Genomic DNA, 25,369 nt, shown 5'->3' with positions numbered 1-25,369 from the left:
ATGACGCGGATATCTGACATGGACATAGACCTGCTCCTGACGCTGGACGCCCTGCTTCAGGACAGGAACATCACCCATGCGGCCGCGCGGCTGGGCATCAGCCAGCCCGCGCTGTCTGCCCGTCTCGCGCGTCTGCGCACGCTGTTTGGCGAACCGCTGTTCATTCCCTCCCCGCATGGACGCGGGGTGTTACCCACGCCGCGCGCGGAAGCGCTCAGGCCGCAGGTGGCAAGCGTGCTGCGCGGCATCAGCGCGATGTTTGCGCCCACCGCGTTTGATGCGCAAACCAGCAGCCGGACATTTGTCATCGCGCTGCATGAAAACCCGGCGCTGATGCTCGGCACCGCGCTGCTTAACCAGGTGGGTGCCGATGCTCCCGGTATTCGCCTGCGCTTCGCCCTGCCCGAGATGGCCGAACTGCCGCAGCAGCTGGAGAACGGCGATGTGGATCTCTACATCGGCGTGAGCGCGGGCGCCCATGACGGGTGGGTAAGGCGCAAACTCCTCGACGACGCGTTTGCCACCGCCCAGCGAAAAGGCCATCCGCGCGGAACGGGTGCGTTAGATCTGGAGATCTACTGCGCGCTTTCCCATCTGGTGGTGTCGTCGGCGGGCGATCCGTTTACCGGATTTGTCGACCAAACCCTCGCCGGGCTGGGCTATCAGCGACACGTTGCCATGTCCACCCAGAGCTACGCTATGGCGCCTGCGCTGGTTGCCGCTACCGACCTGGTGTGTACCCTGCCGGAACGGATGCTGAAGCAGTTCGCCAGCACGTTGGATCTCTTTGCACCACCGCTGCCGCTCCAGCCCATTACCATCAACATGTACTGGCACCCGAAAAACAGCCAGGATCCGGCGAACGCCTGGCTGCGCGAGCAGCTCCTGCGGGCAGCAGGACGTCAGGTGTGATCGAGCGTAACCAGAAACTTTTTAAGCACCTCTGAGCGAATAATCCGGTGGCAAACCAGGGTGAGTTCGCTCTCCCGCAGCCGGTCAAGGATGTCCACGTAGACGACATTCTCGACGCTCACCGCCTTTGCCGACGCGGGCAGCAGCGCCAGACCAAACCCTGCCGAAACCAGGCTGATGACCGTGGGCACGTCGGTCGCGTTTTGCACCACGTCCGGCTGAAAGCCCGCCCCGCTGCAGGCGTCATAGAAGTACTGCTCCAGCCCCATTCCCTCCGGATCGCGCAGGGAGATCCATTTTTCGTCTTTCACCGACGAAAGCGTCAACGCGGCGGACCCGGCCAGCGGATGCTGACGATACAGCGCCAGCACCGTTTTCTCCGAGGCGAACGGGCGGCTTTGCAGATCGTCCGGCAGCGACGGCAGCGGCGCGCGGATGATGGCCACATCCAGCTGGTTGCTCTGCACGGCGGCGTAGAGCGTCTGCACGTTTCCCGTCATCAGCGACATGGTAATGTCGGGCCAGCGGCTGTGCATCTGGCGCAGCGCGGCGGGCAGCCTGCCGTCAAACATCGCGCTCGACACGCACCCGAGGTTTAACACACCCTGCTCGCCCCGTGCCGTTTGTCTGGCGTCCAGCACCGCCTGTTCGGTCAGCGAGATGGCAAGCCGGGCTTTCACGAGAAATGCTTCGCCCGCGGGCGTCAGGGTCAAGCGGCGGTTCGCCCGGCTGAAAAGCGTGACGCCTAAGCGTCCTTCCAGGGCCTTTATCTGCTGGCTCAGCGCCGGCTGCGCCATGTTCAGACGCTCGGCGGCCCGGTGCATATGGAGCTCTTCGGCCACGACGATGAAGTGGCGCATCTGGCGAAACTGCACGAGACGACCTCCTGAATTGATATGAATTTACTTATCAATTTAACAGTAATGATGCAGTTGATGCTATTGGTCATTGCCATAAAAATGGAGGTATTCAACCGAGGGAGGAAAGTATGGAAAACCAGATTAACGATCTCCGCAGCGCCATCGCCTTACTGCAGCGCCACGAAGGGCAGTACATTGAAACCGATCGTCCGGTCGATCCCAATGCGGAGCTGGCGGGCGTCTACCGCCATATTGGCGCAGGCGGCACGGTCAAACGTCCGACCCGCACGGGCCCGGCGATGATGTTCAACAGCGTGAAGGGCTATCCGCACTCCCGCATCCTGGTGGGCATGCACGCCAGCCGCGAGCGCGCGGCGCTGCTGTTGGGCTGTGAGCCTTCGGAACTGGCAAAGCACGTCGGCCAGGCGGTGAAAAAGCCGGTTGCGCCGGTTGTCGTTCCGGCCTCGCAGGCCCCCTGCCAGGAGCAGGTCTTCTACGCTGACGATCCTGACTTCGACCTTCGCAAGTTGCTTCCGGCCCCGACCAACACGCCGATTGATGCGGGTCCGTTCTTCTGTCTGGGGCTGGTGCTGGCAAGCGATCCGGAAGACAGCTCGCTGACGGATGTCACCATCCACCGCCTCTGCGTTCAGGAGCGCGACGAGCTTTCCATGTTCCTTGCCGCCGGGCGCCATATCGAAGTCTTCCGCAAAAAAGCGGAGGAGGCAGGAAAACCGCTGCCGGTGACGATCAACATGGGTCTCGACCCCGCCATCTACATCGGCGCGTGCTTTGAGGCCCCTACCACGCCGTTTGGCTACAACGAGCTGGGCGTCGCCGGGGCGCTGCGCCAGCAGCCGGTTGAGCTGGTACAGGGCGTGGCGGTCAAAGAGAAAGCCATCGCGCGGGCGGAGATCATCATCGAAGGTGAACTGCTGCCGGGCGTGCGCGTGAGAGAGGATCAGCACACCAATACCGGCCACGCGATGCCGGAGTTCCCGGGCTACTGCGGCGAGGCGAACCCCTCCCTGCCTGTGATCAAAGTGAAAGCCGTGACCATGCGAAACCACGCGATCCTGCAGACGCTGGTGGGACCAGGGGAAGAACATACCACGCTGGCCGGACTGCCGACCGAGGCCAGCATCCGCAATGCCGTAGAGGAGGCTATTCCGGGCTTCCTGCAAAACGTCTATGCCCATAGCGCGGGCGGCGGCAAGTTCCTCGGGATATTGCAGGTGAAAAAACGCCAGCCGTCAGACGAAGGACGTCAGGGCCAGGCGGCACTCATCGCCTTAGCCACCTATTCGGAGCTGAAGAACATTATTCTGGTCGACGAAGACGTGGATATTTTCGACAGCGACGACATCCTGTGGGCGATGACCACCCGCATGCAGGGCGATGTCAGCATCACCAATATTCCTGGGATCCGCGGCCACCAGCTGGATCCGTCCCAGTCGCCGGATTACAGCACCTCGATTCGCGGCAACGGCATTTCCTGCAAGACGATCTTCGACTGCACGGTGCCGTGGGCGCTGAAGGATCGTTTCGAGCGCGCGCCGTTTATGGAGGTGGATCCGCGTCCGTGGGCGCCGGAGCTGTTTGCTGGCAACGCGAAATAAAAACACCACGCGTATGGCCCGCGGGTCATACGCTGATTTTCTTTTCAAGCGTGGCGATGTTTTCACCCGTCACGCGTTCCACAGTGAAACGATCGACGCTCAGCAAAATGAGCATCAGCCCCCTGCCGCTCTCCAGCAGCGGCGAGATTTCACAAAAACGGTCTCGCCTGGCGGCCTCAAGCCGCGCCAGCGGGAACGCGTCACCCGCGTCGGTAAAAACAATGCAGACGTCGCTGTCGCGGATATCGAAGCGTACGCTGAATGTGCGCGAGGCATCCTCATGCAGCGCGTGCCGGATGATATTCGTCGCCACCTCACAGACGGCGAGATCGAGCGCGAAACGCCACTCATCATCTACGGGAAGCGCGCTCAGCCGCGCTTCCAGCCAGCCGGCCAGCGGCGTCAGGGAACCGAGCACCGCCGGAAATTCTGCCTGCACCGGCGTCTGCATCTACTGCCCCAGCTGCGCAAGCGCGCTGCTTTTGTCCGGATAGATACGGAATATGCGATCCATGCGGGTCAGGGTGAACATATTCATTATCCCAGGGTTCAGGGAGCACAGCGCCATGTCGCCTTTCCCGTTCATCAGCTTAAACAACGACACCAGCATTCCCAGCCCGCTGCTGTCGATAAAATCCACTTTGCTGAAGTCGACAATCAAAGCCTTGCGATCGTCGCCAATTTCTTCCGTCACGGACGCTTTAAACGTCGCGGCAACGGAGGCATCCAGCCGCCGGACTGCGGGCGTGAGAATGTTGGCATGCGGTAGTCGTTCAGTGTTAATAATCATTCTGTTCTCCCTGACGCTCGATCACGAGCAGTGAAACGTCATCGGTTAAGGCGGTCGGTTCATCACGATTTGCGTTGCGCCAGCCGGTCAGGTGGTCACCGAACCGCGCCAGGAGCTGGTCAACCGGAAGTCGGGCATGGTCATGAAGCCAGCGTTCGAGACGCTGCGGGCCAAACTGCTCGCCGCTGACGTTCTCACACTCCGTAATACCGTCACTGAATAAGCATAAACGATCCCCCGGATTGAGGGTAAACGCGACGTCCTCCCAGCTGAGGTCAGGCATCAGCCCGACCGGCGGGCCGCCGTTGCCCACGGACGTGACGGCGCTGTCTGCGTTGACAATGACGGGAGTGAGATGCCCGGCCTGACACAACACCCCTCGTCCGCTCTCGGGGTCGATCACCCCGTAGATAATGGTGAAATAGCTGGTAATGTCGCTCTCTTCACTGCAAAAGCGGCTGTTCAGGATCCTGATCACCTCCGCAGGCGACTGAATGCCGCCCTGATCGGTAAACAAAAAACGGTCTACCACCCGGCCATGTAAGAACTGACGCGCCACCGCGAGGGACATCATCGCGGCCCCCACGCCGTGACCGGACACATCCACGCAATAGAACCCAATGTGAGAATCGAGTGGAAAAATATTGAACACATCGCCTGAGACCCACGCAGACGGCATGAAAAGCCAGTCGGAAAAGTAGTTCCCAAAGCGTAAGCGGTGCGAAGGCAGCACGGAGTGCTGAACGCGCGCCGCGAGTTCAAGATCCTGTTCAATCTGATGCAACGCTTCACTCAGGCGCTTGTTGTGCGCCGCGAGGGTCGCTTCCAGCGTTAAAATACGGACCCCGGCGTGCAGACGTGCCCGCAGTTCATCCTGCTCGACCGGCTTGCTTAAAAAATCATCGGCTCCGGCATCAAAGCCCTGCGTTAAATCCCCGGCATTTTCGCGTGCCGTGAGCAGAATGACATAGACGTAGTGGCCAAACTGACGGTTGCGGATGGTCTGACAGAGCGTGAGTCCGTCCATTTCCGGCATGTCCCAGTCGCTTATCACCATGCTGATCGGCTGGCTGGACAGTATTTCCAGCGCGGCGACGCCATTTTCCGCCTCGCTCACGATATACCCCCACTGGGTGAGCATTCGGGACAGTAACCGACGATAAATCAGCGAATCTTCTACGATTAACACGTGCAGCGCCGACATACATCCCTCCTAAAGCGGTAAGAACCAGATGAGGCTCACGGTCCCTTCCCTGAATTTTGCATTCCCGTTGCCGTGCCCCGGATAGCGCGTTCCCGCATAGTTCGCGTACTGGATGGAGAACGAACCCGGCGTATAGCCGGCATAACCGAAGCTGTAGCTGTAATCGCCGTTCCAGGGCTGCTGCTGGCTGCTGTCCGGGAACCAGAATGCCGTCGCGCGAACGAAGAAATGTTGTTTGAAGGTGTAGCCGCAGCCGCCGAGCATGACGTTTTTATTTTTGCGGATGTCATCGCTGCTGAGGTCGTAGTAGCGCGGCACCCAGCTGTACCCGACCTGGCAAATGATGGAATCCCCTTTATTAATCAGGAGCGTGTTTTCGACCGGTTTCGGTAGCGAAAACTTGTAGGCCAGCGTGAAGGCGCCCTGTTCGAAATAGGTGTGTCGTCGGCTGCCCGATGTCCAGAAATGGTTATCGCCGTAGTTGCTGTAAACCAGACTGACGGTGTTGGCGTGCCAGTCATCGTAGCCGAAGCTGTAGCGAAAATCGGCGGTGTAGCGGCTGGTGTCTCTGACCGGCAGTCGGGACGTAATGTTGGCAAACCAGAAGCTGTAGGGGGAATACTGAAGGCTGAGATTCAGCGTCTGGTTAATCTTTTTCTTTTCCGTGGCGGTGTCTGAACTGTTAGGAATGCTCATCCACTGCTCTTTCAGTCCCGAGCTAAAGCTCAGCGCACCTGAGAATTTCTTGTCGTTACCCGAGAACAGGCGCCCCCAGCGGCTGGTAAAGACGCCAGCCTGAACAGGTTCACCGTTCTTGTCGCGCAGGGATTCATTTTCACTGCTTTTCGCCGCCTCTGCGGCGGGGATCGCGGCGAGCAGCACGCCCGCCAGAAGCCATTTTTCGCGCATAACCGCCATCCTTAGTTAGGTATCCAGCGTGCGCCGACGTCGTATTTTGCCATCAGCCACAAAATACCCAGTGCCGCCGCATGCACTAACGTGTTCTCTATCCAGGCATGACGCCATAAGTCGAAGGTGATGAACTGGCTCACCAGCAGCACCACGTACACATGCAAAATAAAGGTATAAAGCGAGTGCTGGCCGAGCGGGATCAGGAACCATCCCAGCAGGCGATTGAGCGGCGTCCAGCAATACGTCAGCACCAGGTAGACGGTGACCATCAGGGCAATATCGTTTAACACCCTCACCGGGCCCAGCCCGTTCTTCGCCGCCCAGGTGTGATAAAACGAATTGAAGCTGTCAGGCGGGATGACGTGCATCAGCAGCGCGGGCGGCATAAACGGGTTGGTATGGTTCTGAGCGACAAATCCCAGCATCAGCGACACCATGACCAGCGCCACTACCACCCCTTTCCCCGGAGGCGTCCGGGCGAAAGAGAGCAGTTCGGCTTTATACCAGCCGCTGGTCATGCCCAGCACAAAGATGAACTGCCAGGCGAGCAGCGGGAAGGCAAATTCGAATTCCGACGGCGTCAGCCGAAGCGGCCAGCGCTGCCACAGGCTGTACACCAGCAGCGACAGCCCCAGCAGCCACCAGACTTTTCCTTTCTGCAGCATCCCCAAAAATAGCGGGCTGAGTAGCAGTAAAAAGATATACAGCCCCAGAATTTGCGTCTGATGAGGACCAATCTGCAAATAGAGGATAATGTTGAACCAGGTCTCTTTTATTTGCGGCGTAACCGGATAAAGCGACCAGCTTTCACCCGAAAAACGGTCGGTAAAATGGGTGACCTCGAAAACGTTAATATATGGGATATAGGCCAGAAGAATAAACGACACTATGATAATGATATTTACACGATATATTTTCCATGCCCTGAGATAAAGCCCCCAGGAAACCGTGAGCAAAACCACTTTTTGCAGACGCGCGCGGTTCAGCATGCCAAGCATAAACCCCGAGAGAATAACAAAACCTTCTGCACCGGTTGTTAACCCAAAACGCTCCCAGGAGAATATATTAAATACCGACATCACCTCCGTATGCGCCACGACCATCATGACGAGGGCAATGCCGCGCATAAAGTCGATTCTCAGGTCCCTGGCACCTGCAACGGCATACCGCCATGCTGTTGATTTAGCGTCATCTTCTTGCGCTACCGACGGCGCAACATGGCTCATAGGGTGTCCTTTGCCTGAAAACGAAAATTAAGGTCTAAATAAAGTAGATAGCCTAAAGGAATAGTAACCGCAATTTATCGACGGCCGATGAAACATCATTAAGCAGAATTCAAGCTGAATTAACCACCGCTAAATATTAATAAAAACGTGGCTGGACACTTTTATTCGGCGTTCTACACTTATCTTAAATCTTGTTTAATCGCTATTTTCTTTCGCTTTTGGGCAACTGTCTGCGCAGCAGAATGGGTCTGCATTTTCACGGAATCAGGAACGCCGGAACTATGGATTTTTATTTTTCCCGTTTTGAACATCGTCGTCCTCCGGAACCGTTAACAACACCGCGCTGGGTCATGTTCACCTGGCAGGTGTTAGCGGTCGCGGCGCTTATTCTGGGTGCCAATTATATTTACTGGCGCTGGACCGCCTCCCTGAATACTGACGCATTATGGTATGCCATTCCGCTGGCCCTCGCCGAAACCCTGGCGTGGATTGGCACCGTGCTGTTTACCATCAATTTGTGGAAAGAACAGGATCCTCCTCAGAGTCCGCCGCCCGGCGAAATTAACGAATGCCTGTCGCCTGAGGAGGCCGTAGAGCCCCGTCCCGTCAAGGTGGATCTGTTCATTGCCACCTACTCGGAAGACACCGAGCTGGTCAGGCTGTCCATTCGCGATGCCCTGAAGATGACGTACCCGTTCCCGATTGACTACCGCATCCACGTGCTTGATGACGGCCGCCGCCCGGAGATGAAAGCCGTTTGCGAAGAGGAAGGCGTTAACTATATCACTCGCCAGACCAACATCGGCTTTAAGGCCGGCAACCTGCGCAACGGCCTTGAGCAAACCGACGGCGATTTCATTGTTATCTGCGACGCCGACACCCGGGTATTTCCCACCCTCCTCTGCCATACGCTGGGCTATTTTCGCGATCCGGACGTGGCCTGGGTACAGACGCCGCAGTGGTTCTTCGATCTTCCGGAAGGAGAAAACCTGTCGCGCTGGGGCCAGCGAAAAGCCGGAAAAGTGGGCTACGGTCTGGGCTGGCTGATTCAAAAGTGTGTTGGCCCGATCACCGTAGGCCGCGACCCGTTTTTTAACGATCCGCGCATGTTCTATGACGTGATCCTGCGGCGGCGCAACTGGGCGAACGCGGCTTTCTGCTGCGGCGCAGCGTCCATTCACCGTCGCGAGGCGGTCATGCAGGCCGCGCTAAGAAGCTATGTCTGGTCCGTCGAAGAGGAGATCCATCGTCATACGCGCGACATTCGCGATGAGGAGACCCGGGACGCGCTGCAGAATGCAATGCGTCCGCACGTGGCGTTTGACACCGAGCTTACCCCCTACAAATTCCACGTCTCGGAAGATATTTACACCTCGGTGCTGCTGCACGGTGACGCCGCACGGCGCTGGCGCTCGGTTATGCATCCGCGGGTTGAGTCGAAGATGCTCTCTCCGCAGGATATGCTCACCTGGATGATCCAGCGCTTTAAGTACGCCGCCGGTTCGCTGGATATTTTGTTTCATGACAACATCTTCAGCCGTCGCCGCTTCAGGCTTTCACTCCCCCAGACGCTGATGTATGCCACCACCTTCTGGTCATACATGGCCTGCGTGTGGAACACGGTGTTTTTGATTTCGCCCATTATCTATCTGTTCACCGGCATTCCGCCGGTGTCCGCCTGGTCGACGCCGTTCTATCTCCACTTTCTCCCTTTTTTTATCTTCTCTGAACTGGCGTTTATGTTCGGCACCTGGGGGATCTCGGCCTGGGACGGCAGGGCCTCATACCTTTCCTTCTTTTCCATGAACCTGCGCGCGCTCAATACGGTGCTGCGGGGCGAGCAGATCAAATTTCACGTCACGCCAAAAGAGCGGCAGACGGGCCGTTTTCTCTACCTGGTGAAGCCGCAGATTGCCATCGTGGTGCTGACCCTCGCAGGGCTTATCTGGGGCGGTATTCAGGTGGCGCGTGGGCAGGTGGATGACCCCTCCGGCTACGTCATCAATATTTTCTGGGGAGGAGTGAACATCGCCGCCATGCTGCCGCTGATTTTCGCGGCCATGTGGACGCCCGCTGAAGAGGACGAGGTCACCCAATGAGGATACGTGATGCCCTGCTGCCCGCGCGCAGCTACCTCACCATTTTGCTCGGCTTCCTGATCGGCTTTGCCATTGTGGTCTGGGTGGAGAAACAGATGCCCACGCGCGTGGAAAGCAGCGGCGGCATCGCGCTCAGTAAAGACTTCCCGCCGCTGCCCACAAAACGGGCGCTGACCTATGACGAAGCCATCTGGGCGCGGGTCGCCTGGCAATACTACGTGAATAATACCCAGCCAAACGGGCTGGCGAACGCCAGCGACGGTGAACCCTGGCTGAGCCTCTGGAGCGTGGGAAGCTACCTCTTTGCGACCGCTGCCGCAGAGCAGCTCAATATCATTTCCGCCGATGAGTTTGACGAGAGGGTCAGCACCGCCGTGTTCACGCTGGGGCAACTGCCGCTCAATGACAAAGGTCTCCCCGCCGCCTATTACCATGCGGACACGCTCAAGATCCTGGGCAAACCTGACGGCTCCGCAATCGGTCTGAGCCGGCTGCTGACGGCATTACAGACCCTGCTGTGGCGCTATCCCCAGCACGCGGCGGCCATCCGCGATTTGTTGAGCGTGTGGCGCACCGCGGCGCTGATTGAAAATAACACCCAAAGCCAGGCTGCGGTGCCGCTCCACCACTGGACGCTGGCCGACGATGAACTGCGGGACACTTTTGGCTACCGTCTCTATGCCAGCCATACGCTGCGCCTGATTGACAGCGCGGCAGGACTCGCGGTGACCAACCCGCCTGAAGGGCAAAAGATGATCGATCTGGATGGCGTAATGGTGCCCGATGAAGGGCTTCGCACGCCCTGGGGCAAGCAAACCTCGCTGATCAGTCTCCCCTATCTGTTAACCGGTCTTGAGCTGGGCTTTGATGCGCAGAGCGCTGAAATTGCGTGGCGGATTATGCAGATCCAGCAGCGGCGCCACGGCCTGCGCGCGCCAAAACCCCCCGTCAGCACGGATTATGCCGAACCCGCGCCGGATTACGTTAACGATCTGCCGGACAGGCAGCCGGTACAGGCGCGTAACCTGCGCGACGAGGTGCCGGAGAAAGTGGCGATGACCTCCACCCGCACCGCGTTTGCCTGGTATGCCCTGTTCCGCAACAGCTGGAGCGAAGCGCTGCGCCAGCAGGTTCTGCCGCTTCAGGTGCCGGGTAAAGGCTGGCAGCGTGGGTTAAATCTCAATAACAGCGTCAATGCCGTCGTGGACGCCGATACCAATGCCATTGTGCTGGAAAGTCTGTCTTACATCGCGCATGGCCAGATGCTCTGTCTGGCCTGCCTCTACACATCCCCCTCAGCAGGAGCAACGCCATGAAGCCACGATCCCCGATCCTTTTCCACCTGCTCACGGGAATAACGATCTGCTGGCTGGCGCTATCGACCGTGCGTGCGGACACGAAGCTGCCTGCATCAGGTTACTCCCCGCGCAGCGGCGAGCTGACGGCCCGAGAGATGACCATCGCCAAAAACGCCTGGCAGTATTTCGTCACCAACTATCAGCCCACGACGGGCCTGGTGAATGCGGTCAACAAATATCCCTCCACCACCATGTGGGACAGCGCCTCCTATCTGGCCGCCCTGACGGCGGCGCGCGAGCTGGGGATCATTGATAAAGCGGAATTTGACCGCCGGATGCTGAAGTTTCTCGCCACGTTAAACACCCTGGTGCTGTTCCGCAACGAGCTGCCCAACAAGGCCTATAACACCATCAGCGGCCAGAAGGTGGACTACACCAACAAGCCCGGCGAAATTGGCTTCTCGGCGCTGGATATCGGGCGAATGCTGGTCTGGCTGAAAATCATCAAGGAGCGTTACCCGGAATACGGCAACAGCATTGATAACGTGGTGCTCGGCTGGGATTTCAGCCACGCGATCGACCCCTGCGGCACGCTGTACGGGGCCTATCTGGAGAACGGCCAGCCGAAGTACGTTCAGGAAGGTCGACTGGGCTATGAAGAGTACGGCGCGGCCGGTTTCCAGCTGTGGGGGTTCAATACCTGCAAAGCCAGCCGTCCGCAGCCTTACGAGCTGGCCGAGATCTACTGCGTGCTGGTCCCGTACGATACACGCGACCCGCGCAACACGTCGCAGCATAACTACGTGGTGACGGAATCCTACCTGCTCTACGGGCTGGAGTTCGGCTTTGATAAACCGACTGACCGGGATAACGCCCCGCGCGACTACTCCCTGACGTGGATGAAAAACTTTGCCGACCGCGTTTATCAGGCTCAGGAGAACCGCTATACCATTACCGGCGTCCTGACCGCGCGCTCCGAGCACCAGCTCGATAAGGCCCCTTACTTCGTCTATGACACCGTCTTCAGCGACGGGTACAACTGGAACACCATTACCGATAAAGGCCAGTTCGTCCCTAACGCTGCCGCGATTTCGCTGAAGGCGGCGCTGGGCATGTGGGTGCTGTGGAACTCCCCCTATACCGACCGCCTGCTGAACACCATTGAGAATGCCAACGAAGAGGGAAAAGGCTACTACGAAGGGCTGTATGAAAACGGCGACGGCCCGATCAAAGAGTTCACCGCGAACAATAACGGCATCATGCTGGAGGCCCTGTTGTTCAAAAAAGAGGGAAAACTGCTGGCCTTCAACACCGACAACCCGAAGAGCAAGGATTTTGCCCCGTCGCTGTGGGATCGAAAGCTGCTCGATCAGTTTGAAGAGAACAACGCGCTGCGCAGCCGCCCGTTCCTTGCCAGCACCCCGGCCGTAAAAAGCTGGTGCGACCGGACCGGCGTCACGCAGCGCACCAAACCCGCCTGCCAGGCCTGTCAGTGCGCGTCATGCAGCGTGGACGAGCCCGTTAAACTGCCTCCGGTGACTGCGCAATGCTTAAAACCATAGCCAGAGGGCTTGCGGGATTACTCCTTGCAGGCGCGATTGTCTTTGCGCTGTTTGCCCATCAGGGCGCAGGCTGGCGCTGGCTCATCAGTGGCGGCTGGCACTCCAGCGCGCGCATTGCCGCCCTGACGCCGGAAGAGCAGACGTGGGCGGCGATCGCCTGGCGCTATTTCGTCAATAATACCCAGCCGCAAACCGGGCTGGTCAACGGCAGCGACAAACAGCCCCGCGTCACGCTCTGGCAAATGGGCGATACGCTTATCGCCCTGCTGGCGGCCAAAGAGCTGGGGCTGATTGAGGAGGCCGAGTATGACGCTCGCCTGACGCGGCTGATGGGCACCCTCAACCGCCTGATGCTGACCGAGGCCCGGACGCCCGGGCGACTCTATTCCAGCCAGACGGCGACGCCGATCGACTTTAGCGGCAAGCCCGTTAAAAATGGCTGGTCCGCGCGCGATATGGCGCGTCTGATGCTCGCCCTGCGCCTCACCGCAGAGCGGGAACCGCAGTACAGCGAATACCTCGATAAAATCATCCTGCGCTGGAATTTCTGTCCGGTCATCGATCGTGAAGGCGAACTGTGGTCATCTTCCCTGCAAAACGGCCAGCCGGTGGTGCGCGAGGAGCTGCGCCTGGGCGAGAGCGAATATGCCGCAACGGCGTTTCAGCTGTGGGGGTTTTCCCCGGAGAAAGCGTTTACGCCCCCGGCGCACCACGTCATCATCGCCCAACGGCGTCTGGCCGTCGATGCCCGGGATCCGCGCACCACGTGGCAGCCCTCTCTGATTACCACCCTTCCCTATATGCTGCCGGGCCTGGAGTTTGGCTGGGAGCCCGAAGGCGTTGCGGCCGATCGGCAAAAGCACCTGCGCAAGCAGGCCGAAAACGTCTGGCTGAGCCAGAAGAGCCGCTGGGAGACCGATAAGATCCTGACGGCCAGGGCAGATTTCTCGCTCCCGCAGGCGCCCTGGCATATCCAGGATACGGTCTGGGGAAATGGCTATGCCTGGAACTCTGTCGGCGACGATGGCCGGGACTACACCCGTTTCGCGCAGGTATCGACCAAAGCGGTCTTTGCCCTGTGGGCCCTGTGGGACACCCCGTACACCGACGTGCTGATGGCAGTGACAAAGCATCTTAACGATCCGCAAAAAGGCTGGTACGAAGGCCGCCAGGAAGCCACGGGCGATACTAACGCTGCGCTCACCCTTTCCACCAATGCCACGGTGCTGGAAGCCCTGTTCTTCAAACACAACGCGGGCCCCCTGTTTGACGCCCGCCGGGCTAAAAAAGAGAGCTACTTTACGCGCCGTGTGGCAGATGACTATACGCCCGTCGGGCACTGTCTACCGGGCGAAAACGCAGTAAGGAGGACGCCGTGAAATTTTACCGCGATCTGTTTGAATCCAGTCTGAACCGCGTCTTTCCGGATAATGATAAAACGGCGTTTTTTCAGACGTTCTATGACGCCTTCGTCCATATGTCACCCGAGACGGAGCAGCATTTTTCTCGCCTGCCGGATACCGAGGGTCAGCAGACTCTGTTTAAGAGTTTCTTCGCCATGCTTGCGGTAGACGGCGCGTTAATCGTGCCTGATTTTCTCGAGCGCCTGGCGCGGGAGCAAAGTGACGACGGTCTCCACCTGCCCCCGCGTTTTTTCGCCCTGTGGCGCGAAGCGATGTTGAACACTGTGAGCCTGCGCGATCCGCAGTGCGACGATGAGATCCTGACGGCCTGGGCCATGGCGATCGCGCCCGGGCTGGAATACCTGCGCCGACAGGCAGAACTGCACTACCGCGCGTAGGAGGATCACGATGAGCGCATTCACGTACGATCTTAACGCGCTGCCGGCCGCCGTCATGATTTATGACGCCGAGGAACGCCTGCAGGCCTGGAATCACAACGTGGCCCTTTTTTATCCGGTCATCACCCCGTGGCTGAAGGTGGGCACAACGCTGGCGTCGCTGGCGGAACGCTTTATCGACGCCGTTTACAACGTCGACCCTGGCCTTCGCCAGACGCTGCGCGAGTCGATCGTGCGCAACTGTCGGCAGGATAAACACTGCGAAGTGCGGCAGGCAGGCCAGCGGCGGATCTTCGTCCAGCACCAGCGCCTTGCGGACGGCGGCATTGTCAGCCTGCACAGCGATGTCACGGAGCTGGATGAAGCGCAGCGGGCGCGTCATCAGCTGCATGACGATTTTCTGCTGACGGCAGAATCCATCCATATCGGGATCTGGGACTGGCAGGTGTCTGGCGACACGCTCCAGGTCAACGATACCCTGCTGGCCATGCTGGGCCAGTCGCGCACCCAGTGGCGATATCCGGTGCGTTTTCTGCTCAATCAGGTCCACGAGAACGATCGCGCTGCGCTGCGCAAGGCGCTGCACGCGTCGAAGCAGGATCATCGTCCGGTCTTTGAATGTGAAATTCGCGTGCATCACCCTACCGAAGGTCTGCGCTGGATGCTGCTCTCCGGCCAGGTGGTCACGCTCTCCATTGAGGGAAACGCCGAGCGCGTGATTGGCACGCTGCAGGATATTACGCGCCGCAAGGAGGCTGAAATTCAGGCGTTCGCCTCGGCCATTGAGGCACAAAAAGCCAATGAGGCAAAAAGCGCGTTCCTGGCGAATATGAGCCATGAAATTCGCACCCCCATGAACGGCATTATTGGCATGACCCAGCTGTGCCTCGATACGTCTCTCAGTGCCGATCAGCGCGATTACCTGACGCTGGTGATGAGTTCTGCCCAGTCTCTGCTGCATATCATCAACGACATTCTCGACTTTTCCCGAATCGAAGCCGGCAAAGTGGAGCTGGAGGCGGAGCCCGTCCCGGTCCGCCCCTTCATTCAGTCGCTTATTCGCCCCCACATGCCGGGGGCGAGCGAAAAAGGCATTGAGCTGCTGGTCGATATTGCGCCCGACGTTCCCGACGTGCTGCTGGTCGACGGCGCGCGGCTGCGCCAGATCCTGACCAATCTGCTGGGTAACGCGCTGAAATTTACCCACCAGGGGGAAGTTATCCTGATTGTTGAGCCCGCGGATAGCGCGGATCGATGGCGTTTCCGGGTGTGCGACAGCGGCATTGGCATACCGGCAGATAAGCAGAAAGCCATTTTTGAAGCCTTCAGCCAGGCGGATAACTCAACCACCCGACGCTATGGCGGTACGGGGCTCGGGCTAACCATCTCAGCGCGACTGGTCGCGGCGATGGGCGGCGAATTAACGGTCTCCAGCGAGCCGGGGAAAGGCAGCGAATTTTCCTTCGTGCTACCGCTTGCGACCCAGGCGCCCGGCCCGGAGGAACGCCGGCATAGCCATCGCTTTAACGGGGAACCCGTGCTGGTGGTTGATGATAACGCGACCAACCTGCGGCTATTGGCCGCCATGCTTAGCCAGATGGGGCTGAAACCCACCTGCGTTAATAACGCCAGCGAGGCCATCAACCGGGTTAAAACCGGAACGGCATGGCCCCTGATCCTGCTGGACGCGCAGATGCCGGATATGGACGGCGTGTCGCTGGCTCTCGAACTTTCGGTGCTGCCGCAGGTTGCTGAAAGCCACATCATCATGCTGAGCTCCATGAGCCGACATTTTGATATCAATATGCTGAAGCGGATCGGTATCCAGAACTACCTGCATAAACCTATCGCCCAGAATGAATTGCATCAGGCGATTGCCGCGGCGTTTGAACGTGCACCAAAGACGGTGAGTGAAAGCGCGCCCGCGCCCACCGTCGCGCCGGACACGGCCGGGCTCAGGGTCCTGCTTGCGGAAGATAATCTGGTCAACCAGAAGGTCGCCGCGCGCCTGCTTGAGCGGCTCGGGCACACCTGTCAGATCGTCGATAATGGCGTCGCGCTGCTGGAACGCTGGCGCGCGGGCGTGTGGGACGTTTTGCTGATCGATCTTCAGATGCCAGAGATGGACGGTGAAACCGCCATTCGCCTGCTGCGTGAAGAAGAACGCGCCCGGCCCGGACCGGCGCAGCCCACCGTCGCCATGACGGCACACGCCATGCAGGGGGATAAAGAGCGCTGTCTTCAGATGGGTTTCGACGGCTACATTGCCAAACCCATCAGCCAGGAGCGTCTCGCTGAGGAGATTGCTCGCGTGCTCCCGCGCCACGATGACCCTTCCGCCTTCCCGGATGAAGCACGCCTTCTGAAGCAGTGCGCTGACGACCCTGCTCTGGTCCAGGAGCTGCTGGCCCTGTTTGGCGAAGGGCTGGAGGAGGCCATGAAGGCCATCACCCTGGCTATCGACAGCGACGATCGTGAAGCGCTGCGCCGCGCCGCCCACAAGCTGCGAGGAGAAGCCGTCACGCTGGATTTCGGGCGACTCGCCCGTCAGCTGCAGGCGCTGGAGAGCGAGGCGCACACGCTGGAAGGGCAACAGCTTGCGGCGCTAAACCAGCAGCTTCAAAAGGAATCGCTGCGCCTGATGGCGTGGCTCAACGCGCGCGGGGTAAACGCATGATGACTCGCAACTGCGCGCTGCTCGTTGCCCTGTTGACCACCCATACGGTGGCGAACGCTGCGCCGGTCAGCTGGTCTCTGGCCGGAGAATGGCAGGTTCAGGATGCCAATGACAGCGCACATCCTGCCGCATCAGGCTGGCGCCCGCTTCAGGTCCCCGCCAACTGGTACAGCGCCGGGTACGATCATCAGGGCGCGCTGTGGTACAAGCACGCGTTTTCCCTGCCCGTGCAGCCGCCCGACGTAATGAGCACCCTGGTGTTTGACGGCGTCGATTACCTGGCCGAGGTCACCCTGAACGGCCAGCCGCTGGGCCAGCATGAGGGCTATTTTCAGCGCTTTTCGCTGGATGCCGGTCAAGCGTTACAACGTCACAACCGACTGGTGGTCAGGGTGGACAGCCCTTACGAAGATCCCACTAAGGTCTGGCCGCTGCATAAAACGGTCATGAAGGGGATACTTAACCAGCATGACACGCGTCCCGGCGGGGCCTGGTCGCCGCAAGGACAGGACGCCAACTCGGGCGGCATCTGGGCACCGGTGAGGCTGCATCTTAGCCGGGGCGCTACCCTTGATGAGACCATCCTGCGACCAGACTGGTCACAGGGTCTGATGCACCCCGCGCTGAAAGCAGATATTCGCTATCGCGCGCTCGGTCAGGGCCCGGCGACCGTGCGGCTCACCGCCACGCCCGCCAACTTCAGCGGCAGGCGCTATCAGGCTGACTTTCCGGTTACCCTCGAAAGCGGCGCCCATTCCGTGCAGGTGACGCTGCCCATGCCGAAGGCAAAACTGTGGTGGCCCGTCGGCACGGGGAAACCGCACCTGTATACCATTCGCGTGGCATTGCGGGATGAAAACGGCCTGATGGATACGGCGGTCACCCGAACAGGGCTGCGCAAGATCGTCGAGCAGCCCGACAATAAGGGCTGGCTCATTAACGACAAACGCCTTTTCATTAAGGGCAGTAATTACATCGGATCCCCCTGGCTCAGCACCATGACGCGAGAAAAATACCGTCGCGATCTTCGTCTGGTGGAAGCCATGAACGCCAACGCCATACGCGTGCACGGACACGTTGCCGGACGTGCGTTGTATGACGTGGCCGATGAGATGGGCATGATGATCTGGCAGGATGTTCCGCTGCAGTGGGGCTACAACAACAGTGCGGCTTTCACGGAAAATGCGGTTCGACAGACGCGGGAGATGATCGAACAGTTCGGTAATTCCCCCGCCATCATCGTCTGGGGCGGGCATAACGAACCGCCGTGGAACTCGCCGTGGATGGAAAAACGCTTCCCGGACTGGAATAAAGATCTGAATCGCGCGCTCACGCAAAAGGTGGCGGATACGCTTGCCGAAGATACCTCGCGCATCGTGCACCGCTTCTCCGCCGTTGAGGAGCATTACTGGGCGGGCTGGTACTTTGGTACCGTACGCGACCTGCTTGCTCCGGCCAAAACGGGGATCATCACCGAGTTCGGCGCGCAGGCGCTTCCCCGCTTATCGACGCTAAAAACCATCATCCCGGCGGCGTCGCTCTGGCCCAAAACGACCGCCGCTGACGATCCCGGCTGGACCGTCTGGAAATACCATAATTTTCAGCCCTTCCAGACCTTTAAGTTTGCCGGTATTTCGCGTGGGGACAACATTCAGGCGATGATCCGCAATACTCAGGCGTACCAGTCGCAGCTGGTGGCCACGGCGGCAGAGAGCTACCGTCGACAGCGCTACCAGCCGGTGACGGCCCTGTTCCACTTCATGTTTGTGGAAACCTGGCCCTCCATCAACTGGGGCGTGGTGGACTACCTGCGTAAGCCTAAAGCCGGGTTCTACGCCTTAAAACGCGCCTACCAGCCTGTTTTGCCGTCCATTGAACCCGTCACGGCGCAGTGGCAATCCGGGGCGGCGGCGACCGTGCGTCTGTGGGCCATCAACGATACCTGGAAACCGTGCCGCGAATGCCGTCTGAGCTGGCGCATCACCCAGCGCGATATGGTGCTGGCAAAAGGCACGACGACAACGACGATCGCAGCAGACTCGGGAACGATGGTAAAAGCGGTCACGGCCACGCCCGTGAGCCAGGACGACGTGTCGATTCGGTTTACGATTGAAAACAGCGCGGGAAAAATTGTCGGCGAAAATCAGCGCACGGAGTCCGTCATAAAGTAAGCGAGGGGAAAAGGAAAATTGCCGCTTCCCCTGCTTTCTTGTACCCTTTCAGCGTTTACCCCAATCCCCTGAAAATCGAGACATCCGGACGCCTATGACTGCACATATTTCCAAAGATCCTTTGCATGGCGTAACGCTGGAGATGATGGTCAACGCCCTGGTGGCGAAATATGGCTGGAGCGAGTTGGGTGACCGCATCAAAATTAACTGTTTCAGAAAAGACCCCAGCGTTAAATCGAGCCTGAAATTTCTGCGCCGCACCCCGTGGGCGCGCGCGGAGGTTGAAGCCCTGTATCTGGACTCTCTCAGCGATGAGGGAAATACAGAGCAGGCGGCGCCCGCCTTTAATCCCTGGGCCAACAGCAGGATTATCAAGAGCTAATACGCAAATGACGCGACACGTAAAACGGATTGGTGCGCTGGCTGCCTGCGCGCTTTTACTTGTAAGCTGCTCCTCAAAACCACCCAAATCGCTGGTTACCCCTCTTCCCACCGTCAGTAAACCGACGCCGCAGGCAAACGCCCCGATGCGCGGCATCTGGCTGGCGACCGTCTCGCGTCTCGACTGGCCGCCGGTGGCCTCGGTGAATGGCCGCAGCGCGGACCAGCGCATCGCGATGCAAAAGCAGGCGCTGATCGCAAAGCTCGACAACCTTAAGCAGCTCGGCATCAACACGGTATTTTTCCAGGTGAAGCCGGACAGCACGGCGCTCTGGTCATCCAAAATTTTACCGTGGTCAGATATGCTGACCGGCAACATCGGTGAGTATCCGGGATACGATCCGCTGCAGTTTATGCTCGATGAAGCGCACAAGCGCGGCATGAAGGTCCATGCCTGGTTTAACCCCTATCGCGTATCGACCAACACCAAACCGTCCACCATCGCCGCCCTGAACCGGACGTCATACCAGACGCCGTCCAGCGTTTATGTCCAGCATCCGGAATGGGTCCGCATCTCGGGTGACCGCTTTGTGCTCGACCCGGGCATTCCGGAGGTGCGCGACTGGATAACCAAAGTGGTGACCGAAGTGGTGGCGAACTACCCGGTAGACGGCGTGCAGTTTGATGATTACTTCTATGCCGAATCGCCGGGATCCGCGCTCAATGACGCGCAGAGCTGGCGGCAGTACGGCCAGGGGTTTGCCTCAAAAGCCGACTGGCGAAGACACAATACGCAGCAGCTGATTGTCCAGGTCTCCCGCGCGATCAAGCAGACAAAGCCCAACGTGGAGTTTGGCGTCAGCCCGGCGGGCGTGTGGCGCAACCGCTCCTTTGACCCGGCAGGCTCCGACACCCGCGGCGCCGCGGCCTATGATGAATCCTACGCCGATACGCGTCAGTGGGTGCAGCAGGGCCTGCTGGACTACATCGCGCCGCAGATTTACTGGCCCTTCTCCCGGGATGCCGCGCGCTACGACGTGCTGACCAGATGGTGGGCCGACGTGGTGAAGCCGACCCACACTCGCCTGTATATCGGCATTGCGTTCTACAAGGTGGGCGAGCCGTCGAAAAAAGAGCCGGACTGGACGGTTCAGGGCGGCGTGCCGGAGCTGAAAAAGCAGCTCGATCTCAACGATTCGCTGCCCAACGTCAACGGCACCATCCTGTTCCGGGAAGATTACCTGAACCAGCCGCAGACCCAGCAGGCGGTAAACTATCTCCGTGGACGCTGGGGTAGCTGAGTGACCACCAGGCAGAAACGCCCGTTTCTGCCTGTTTTTTTTTACGGCTTCGGCCCGAACATCGCCTCGAGCTGCTGCGCATCCGGCATCCCCACCACCTGCTGCAGCTCGTTTTCCGCATTCAGATAGTAAATTGCGGGCGTGGCGTTAGCGCCGAGGCTGTCCATCAGCGCCTGATGTTTCTGTAGGATCGCAACCGTTTCGCGGGAAGCCTCGCCTTCAGGCTTGGGCAGTTTTTTGCCGCCGGAAAGCTCGTATTCGCGCCAGGCCGAAACCGGATCTTTCGCATTCAGAATGGCGGCGGCGTTGCGCCCGCTGTTAGGGTTGAGAAACGCCACCAGCAGCGTATTGAGCTGCACCTTACCGGCCTTGACCCAAGGCTGCGCCTCGGACCAGAACTGCTTGCAGTACGGACAGAACGGATCGGCAAAGACAAAGACCTTGCGCGGGGCGTTATCCGCCCCTTCTTTCAGGGGATGCGCCGCATTCAGGTTCTTCCACATTTCACGTCCCATTGGGGCGTAGATCTCTTTCTGGAAATAGCCCTCGCTGAGGTTCTTCCCTTTTTCATCATAAAGATAACCTGAGATCACGTGCTTGCCGTCCGGCGTAAGAAAGAGCGTCACGCCCATATCCTGATACTGCCCCAGCCAGGCTGGCGCCCCGCCCGGCGCATCCAGCTTCTTGATGATTTTAATGTTCTGCTGCTCGCTGAAGTGCTTCACCACATCCGGTATGGCTTCAGCCGCCTGTACCAGCCCTGACGTCGCCAGCGCCGAAAGTAACAGTAATTTTTTCATTTCCCTCTCCGGTTTATCGGGGGCATTACGCCCCCTTCAGGTTAGCGGTTTTTCAGTGCTTCACTGACCATTTCGTCGAATTGTTCGAACGGCACCCAGCCGGGAAGCAGCCCCTCGCCGATAAGCGTGGCGGGCGTGCCCTGGATCCCCATTTTTTCCGCCACAATGAGGCTGCGCCTGATCGTCAGAAAACTCTCCTCGTCCGGCGTCGTCACGCTCACGCCCGCCCGCTTTTGCGCCTCCTGAATGCTGGCGTCATCGTGGTACCCCTTTTTCGCCATCAGGGTGTGGTTCAGCTTCATAAACTGCTCAGGATGCGCACGCCAGACAGTTAGCGCGTCTCGTGCGGCGGTCAGCGAACTTTCCGAGCGGAAAGGTAAAAACTTAAAGACCACCGCCACGTCCGGATGTTTTTCGACAATCTTCTCCAGGTACGGATCGAATTTTTTACAGTACGGGCAGTTGTAGTCGGTAAACACCACCAGGGTGAGCTTTGGGTTTTTCGCGCCGATGCGCGGGGAGTTCGGATCGTTAAACAGGAAATCAGCGATTATCTTCTGCGCGCGCTGCTCCTGGTCCGGCGTCAGCGGCTGCGCGGCGAATACCTGAAGCGGGGCCAGCAGGAGCAGAAGCGTAATAAGGAATTTTTTCATGACACAGTTAGCCTTTTGCGTTGTTCAGGGTGGTGACCAGGGTGCGCTTGTCCAGCAGCGGCGAGAGGATCTCGCCATCAGGCAGGCCGGGGCCATACACCGCGTTAAACGGAATGGCGTAGCGGTTTCGCTTCGCCAGAAAATCCGCGATAAACGCGGACGGCTGGCTCCAGTCCCCGCGCAGGGCCACCACGTCCGGCTGGCGCAGCGCGGCAATCACGTCCGGCTGACTGAGTACGCGGTGCTCGTTAACTTTGCACGTCACGCACCAGTCCGCGGAGATATCCACAAACACCCGTTTCCCCTGCGCCAGCGCGTTCTCGATAGTCTCTTCACTGAGCGGCTGCCACGGGATAGTCTGCGCAACGTTTTGTGCCGGAGCGTCAGGCGGCGCGTTAAGCAGACCGCGCGCCTGATACCCGCCGAACGCCGACAGCGCGATGACCACCAGCCAGAACAGCGGCGAAGATTTTTGCCCCTTTAGCGCAAACAGCACCAGCGCGACGGCAGTCAGCCCCAGCATCACGATCTGGCTCACCGCCTCGCCCAGATGCACGCTCAACAGCGTCGCCAGCCAGAGGCTGGAGGCCAGCATCATCAGGCCAAGGATGACCCTGAGCGTGTTCATCCAGCGGCCGGGTTTGGGCAGCAGCATGGCCGCTTTCGGCACCAGGGCAACGAACAGCCACGGCAGGCTCATGCCCACGCCGAGCATCAGGAAGATCAGCCACAGGGCGTGCAGCGGTGCGCCAAGGGCAAAGGCGACAGCCGTACCGAGGAACGGCGCGGAGCACGGCGTTGCCAGCAGCGTGGCGAACATCCCTTCGCAGAAGCTGCCGCCGATCCCCGATCCCCCTGCCGTCGCCAGCCGTCCGGCGGCAGAAGAAGGCAGCAGCATTTCAAACGTCCCAAACAGATTCAGCGCAAAGAGGAAGGTCACGGCGACCATCAGGCCGATAAACCACGGGTTCTGGAACTGAATGCCCCACCCCAGCGACGCTCCGGCCAGCTTCAGCGCGGTGACCATCCCGGCCAGCAGCATAAAGGAGGAGAGGATCCCGGCGCTGGTGGCGAGGAAGCGCAGCCGGATGGCACGCCTGTCCGAGCCCGCCTGCAGGATGCTGTTAAGCTTCATGCCCATTACCGGCAGCACGCAGGGCATCAGGTTGAGGATCAGCCCGCCTAATAGCGCAAAGAGCACCATTTTTCCCGTCCCGTCCGGCACGGAGGTCTCTTCGGGCGCTGTCCCAACGGTCATGGTGGTTTGCTGCGCCCGATCGCCGTTGGTCAGCACAAATGACAGCCTTTTGCCTGCCAGCGAGGCGGGGTTATCGCCCCATTCGTCGGTCACGGGCACCGTCACCCGAAGCGCAGTGCCGTCGTGTTTAATGACCGGCTCGCCGGGCAGAATATCGCCCTCCAGCGGGTCAAAGTAGATCCCCGGATTGTCCCATTTCCCGTCCGTGGTGCCGGTAATCACCAGCTTGTCGCCAGAGAGCCAGGCGGAAAGATCCGACGACACGCCTGATGAGCCCGGAACGGCGCGCATCGCTTGCCCGAAGGCGCTGCGGAAGCCCTCATCCACCGGCTGGGTAAAATCGAGATGCAGCGGGTAGTCCGTCAGCAGGCAGACGTTGCTGCACGTGGAGAGCGTGAGCGTCCCGTCGAGCATGTCGCCCTTCACCCCGTCGAGAACGATCGGGATAGTGACCTTATCGTGATAGCCCTGCGTCGTCATGCCGGAGATATCGAAACGCGACGGTACTGGCCAGGACCAGCTGTCCGTTACGCCGTCCGGCCAGCTGATTTTCGGGGCCACGCCGCCCTCGCCCGGCGATCGCCAGTAGGTTTTCCAGCCGGGCTTTAGCTCAACGGTGAGCAGACCCTTAATGTGCGTTTGTTCCCTCTCCGCCTGAAAGCGGATGCGGGCGTGATCGTTTTGTGGGGAGACCAGCCAGCCGGTGTCCGCCGCATGGACAATGCCGATGCAGGACAGCCACAGGAAGACGAATCCCCTGAAGAGGTTAACCATGTTGTACTCCGTGAACAGTGAAAAATTATCGTGTGAGGACGATGTTTTTCATTCACGGAAAACGCAGTTTTTCAGGTGTATTCGGGGAGGCGGTGCCTGAACGGGCTGTTCCGCGGGAGCCAGTGCCCGCCCTTGCGTCAACAGCTGCAGCAGCGCGAAGAAGATAATAATGGCCGGTAATGCACCGTCGAAGAACAGCGGCTGGGCGCAAAGCAGCGAGTGCGCGCCGAGCTGACACGGCGACGGGCCGGGTTGTTCAGTGTTGCTGGTTTGAACCGGGGCATCTGCACTCAGCGAAATCTGCGGATCCAGTCCCTGTAAAAAATGGTTGAGCATCACCGCACGCTGCACGAGGCAAAGCGCCATCGCGAGACAGGTGATAATCAAAAGCCATTTTCCGAGGAGCTGACGGTTGCGCATAACATTCCAGAGTGACAAGACGCCCCGATCATAAACGATAGTGATGAATCTACAAGTGCCGGAAGTGTAAGGTTTTGTCTGCCGCCGCTATTCGCCCGTCAGCGCGTCATAGACGTCCCGCAGCCGCGTGCGGAGAAACAGCACTGCCTTGTGCTTGCGGGATAGCAGCGCCTGTTCGCTGGCGCCGGTCTCCTCTGCCAGCATTTTAATGCTGTAGCCGTGGAGCTCGGTCTTTTCAAACGCCTCCCGCTGCGGCGGTGGAAGTTCAGACAGCGCCTGGCCCAGCTCTTCCCACAGCAGCGTTTTGAGGTACTCCTCCTCCGGCGTGTGCGGTACGCCGAACAGGGTTTCGGCCAGCTCGTCTTCCGGATAACCGTCGTCATCTTCGCCCGTAAAATAGCCGGAGAGCGACACCTCGCGCTTTTTACGCGCCCGGTCGGTCATTTCGTTACGCGCCGCGCGGAACAGCCAGGCGGCGACGTTTTCGACCGGCTGCTCCACTTTCATCAGCTGATACGTCACTTCCTGCAAAATGTCGTCGGCATCATCGCGCACGGACGTCCGTCCGCGAATGAAGGCTTTCAGCCGGGCGCGACAGGCGTTTAGCGCCGACATCAGCATGGATCCGCCCGCCTCCCCGGCTTTCATCTC

The 25,369-nt window shown here is 59.5% G+C and carries 22 protein-coding genes; 11 read left to right on the top strand and 11 right to left on the bottom strand.

From position 1 onward, the window contains the following. Nucleotides 1-912, top strand: coding sequence for a LysR family transcriptional regulator (locus tag ACOTXI_RS08060; protein ID WP_058654452.1), 912 nt, complete (start codon nt 1-3; stop codon nt 910-912). On the opposite strand, the gene ACOTXI_RS08055 is transcribed toward ACOTXI_RS08060, so the two are convergent. Further along, nucleotides 903-1,787, bottom strand: coding sequence for a LysR substrate-binding domain-containing protein (locus tag ACOTXI_RS08055; protein WP_058654453.1), 885 nt, complete (start codon nt 1,785-1,787; stop codon nt 903-905). The genes ACOTXI_RS08060 and ACOTXI_RS08055 overlap by 10 nt on opposite strands. A gap of 113 nt (nt 1,788-1,900) precedes the next feature. On the opposite strand from ACOTXI_RS08055, the gene ACOTXI_RS08050 reads away from it, so the two are divergent. Further along, nucleotides 1,901-3,391: a UbiD family decarboxylase gene (locus ACOTXI_RS08050; RefSeq protein ID WP_103786763.1), complete on the top strand. Its 1,491-nt coding sequence runs from the start codon at nt 1,901-1,903 to the stop codon at nt 3,389-3,391. A gap of 25 nt (nt 3,392-3,416) precedes the next feature. Here ACOTXI_RS08050 and ACOTXI_RS08045 read toward each other — a convergent pair whose 3' ends face one another. The 5 genes from ACOTXI_RS08045 to opgC are packed head-to-tail and all read right to left on the bottom strand — an operon-like array spanning nt 3,417 to nt 7,523. Beyond that, nucleotides 3,417-3,842 carry an ATP-binding protein gene (locus tag ACOTXI_RS08045; protein ID WP_058654455.1) on the bottom strand — a complete coding sequence of 142 codons (426 nt, stop codon included), beginning with the start codon at nt 3,840-3,842 and terminating at the stop codon, nt 3,417-3,419. Next, the gene (locus ACOTXI_RS08040; RefSeq protein ID WP_023292380.1) at nt 3,843-4,181 is read right to left on the bottom strand and encodes an STAS domain-containing protein; all 339 of its coding nucleotides are present in this window, start codon (nt 4,179-4,181) and stop codon (nt 3,843-3,845) included. After that, a complete protein-coding gene (locus tag ACOTXI_RS08035) occupies nt 4,171-5,385 on the bottom strand; it encodes a PP2C family protein-serine/threonine phosphatase (protein ID WP_058654456.1) in 1,215 nt (404 codons plus the stop codon). Before ACOTXI_RS08035 ends, ACOTXI_RS08040 begins: the two co-directional genes overlap by 11 nt. 9 nt (nt 5,386-5,394) lie before the next feature. Further along, the gene (locus ACOTXI_RS08030; RefSeq protein WP_008501670.1) at nt 5,395-6,294 is read right to left on the bottom strand and encodes a hypothetical protein; all 900 of its coding nucleotides are present in this window, start codon (nt 6,292-6,294) and stop codon (nt 5,395-5,397) included. Nucleotides 6,295-6,305: 11 nt separating this feature from the next. After that, on the bottom strand, nt 6,306-7,523 hold the full coding sequence (gene opgC / locus ACOTXI_RS08025; protein WP_087855450.1) for an OpgC domain-containing protein: 1,218 nt from the start codon (nt 7,521-7,523) through the stop codon (nt 6,306-6,308). A gap of 281 nt (nt 7,524-7,804) precedes the next feature. Between opgC and ACOTXI_RS08020 the strand changes: the two genes are divergently transcribed. The 9 genes from ACOTXI_RS08020 to ACOTXI_RS07980 all read left to right on the top strand — a co-directional run bounded on the left by ACOTXI_RS08020 (nt 7,805) and on the right by ACOTXI_RS07980 (nt 20,813). Beyond that, nucleotides 7,805-9,622: a glycosyltransferase family 2 protein gene (locus ACOTXI_RS08020; protein ID WP_058654458.1), complete on the top strand. Its 1,818-nt coding sequence runs from the start codon at nt 7,805-7,807 to the stop codon at nt 9,620-9,622. After that, a complete protein-coding gene (locus ACOTXI_RS08015) occupies nt 9,619-10,938 on the top strand; it encodes a DUF3131 domain-containing protein (protein WP_058654459.1) in 1,320 nt (439 codons plus the stop codon). Before ACOTXI_RS08020 ends, ACOTXI_RS08015 begins: the two co-directional genes overlap by 4 nt. After that, a complete protein-coding gene (locus ACOTXI_RS08010; protein ID WP_103786762.1) occupies nt 10,935-12,482 on the top strand; it encodes a DUF3131 domain-containing protein in 1,548 nt (515 codons plus the stop codon). The genes ACOTXI_RS08015 and ACOTXI_RS08010 overlap by 4 nt, the downstream gene beginning before the upstream one ends. Continuing rightward, nucleotides 12,467-13,861 carry a DUF3131 domain-containing protein gene (locus ACOTXI_RS08005; RefSeq protein WP_039025523.1) on the top strand — a complete coding sequence of 465 codons (1,395 nt, stop codon included), beginning with the start codon at nt 12,467-12,469 and terminating at the stop codon, nt 13,859-13,861. Before ACOTXI_RS08010 ends, ACOTXI_RS08005 begins: the two co-directional genes overlap by 16 nt. Then, nucleotides 13,858-14,283: a hypothetical protein gene (locus ACOTXI_RS08000; RefSeq protein ID WP_058654460.1), complete on the top strand. Its 426-nt coding sequence runs from the start codon at nt 13,858-13,860 to the stop codon at nt 14,281-14,283. The genes ACOTXI_RS08005 and ACOTXI_RS08000 overlap by 4 nt, the downstream gene beginning before the upstream one ends. Before the next feature lie 10 nt (nt 14,284-14,293). Further along, on the top strand, nt 14,294-16,960 hold the full coding sequence (locus ACOTXI_RS07995) for a hybrid sensor histidine kinase/response regulator (RefSeq protein WP_058654461.1): 2,667 nt from the start codon (nt 14,294-14,296) through the stop codon (nt 16,958-16,960). Then, nucleotides 16,957-19,131 (top strand): glycoside hydrolase family 2 protein, encoded by a 2,175-nt coding sequence (locus tag ACOTXI_RS07990; RefSeq protein ID WP_058654462.1) that lies wholly within the window; start codon nt 16,957-16,959, stop codon nt 19,129-19,131. The genes ACOTXI_RS07995 and ACOTXI_RS07990 overlap by 4 nt, the downstream gene beginning before the upstream one ends. Nucleotides 19,132-19,225: 94 nt before the next feature. Beyond that, the gene (locus ACOTXI_RS07985; RefSeq protein WP_023292372.1) at nt 19,226-19,513 is read left to right on the top strand and encodes a VF530 family DNA-binding protein; all 288 of its coding nucleotides are present in this window, start codon (nt 19,226-19,228) and stop codon (nt 19,511-19,513) included. Nucleotides 19,514-19,520: 7 nt separating this feature from the next. After that, on the top strand, nt 19,521-20,813 hold the full coding sequence (locus ACOTXI_RS07980) for a glycoside hydrolase family 10 protein (RefSeq protein ID WP_023344174.1): 1,293 nt from the start codon (nt 19,521-19,523) through the stop codon (nt 20,811-20,813). A 41-nt stretch (nt 20,814-20,854) separates the two neighbouring features. Here ACOTXI_RS07980 and dsbG read toward each other — a convergent pair whose 3' ends face one another. From dsbG to ACOTXI_RS07955, 5 genes are all read right to left on the bottom strand, one after another. After that, complete coding sequence (dsbG, locus tag ACOTXI_RS07975) at nt 20,855-21,613, bottom strand: thiol:disulfide interchange protein DsbG (RefSeq protein WP_058654463.1); 759 nt, start codon at nt 21,611-21,613, stop codon at nt 20,855-20,857. Nucleotides 21,614-21,654: 41 nt separating this feature from the next. After that, nucleotides 21,655-22,266, bottom strand: a complete 612-nt coding sequence (locus ACOTXI_RS07970) for a DsbA family protein (RefSeq protein WP_039266433.1) — start codon at nt 22,264-22,266, stop codon at nt 21,655-21,657. A 7-nt stretch (nt 22,267-22,273) separates the two neighbouring features. After that, nucleotides 22,274-24,298, bottom strand: coding sequence for a protein-disulfide reductase DsbD family protein (locus ACOTXI_RS07965; protein ID WP_103786760.1), 2,025 nt, complete (start codon nt 24,296-24,298; stop codon nt 22,274-22,276). A gap of 48 nt (nt 24,299-24,346) precedes the next feature. Continuing rightward, entirely contained in the window at nt 24,347-24,718 is a 372-nt protein-coding gene (locus ACOTXI_RS07960) for a hypothetical protein (RefSeq protein ID WP_045354138.1), read from the bottom strand. An 87-nt stretch (nt 24,719-24,805) separates the two neighbouring features. Then, entirely contained in the window at nt 24,806-25,366 is a 561-nt protein-coding gene (locus ACOTXI_RS07955; RefSeq protein ID WP_045410249.1) for an RNA polymerase sigma factor, read from the bottom strand. Between the last annotated feature and the right edge of the window lie 3 nt (nt 25,367-25,369).

This window comes from Enterobacter cloacae complex sp. BZL2005, from assembly GCF_049238885.1.
In the GTDB taxonomy this organism is placed as follows: domain Bacteria; phylum Pseudomonadota; class Gammaproteobacteria; order Enterobacterales; family Enterobacteriaceae; genus Enterobacter; species Enterobacter roggenkampii.
This window is presented reverse-complemented; position numbering and strand designations above follow the sequence as displayed.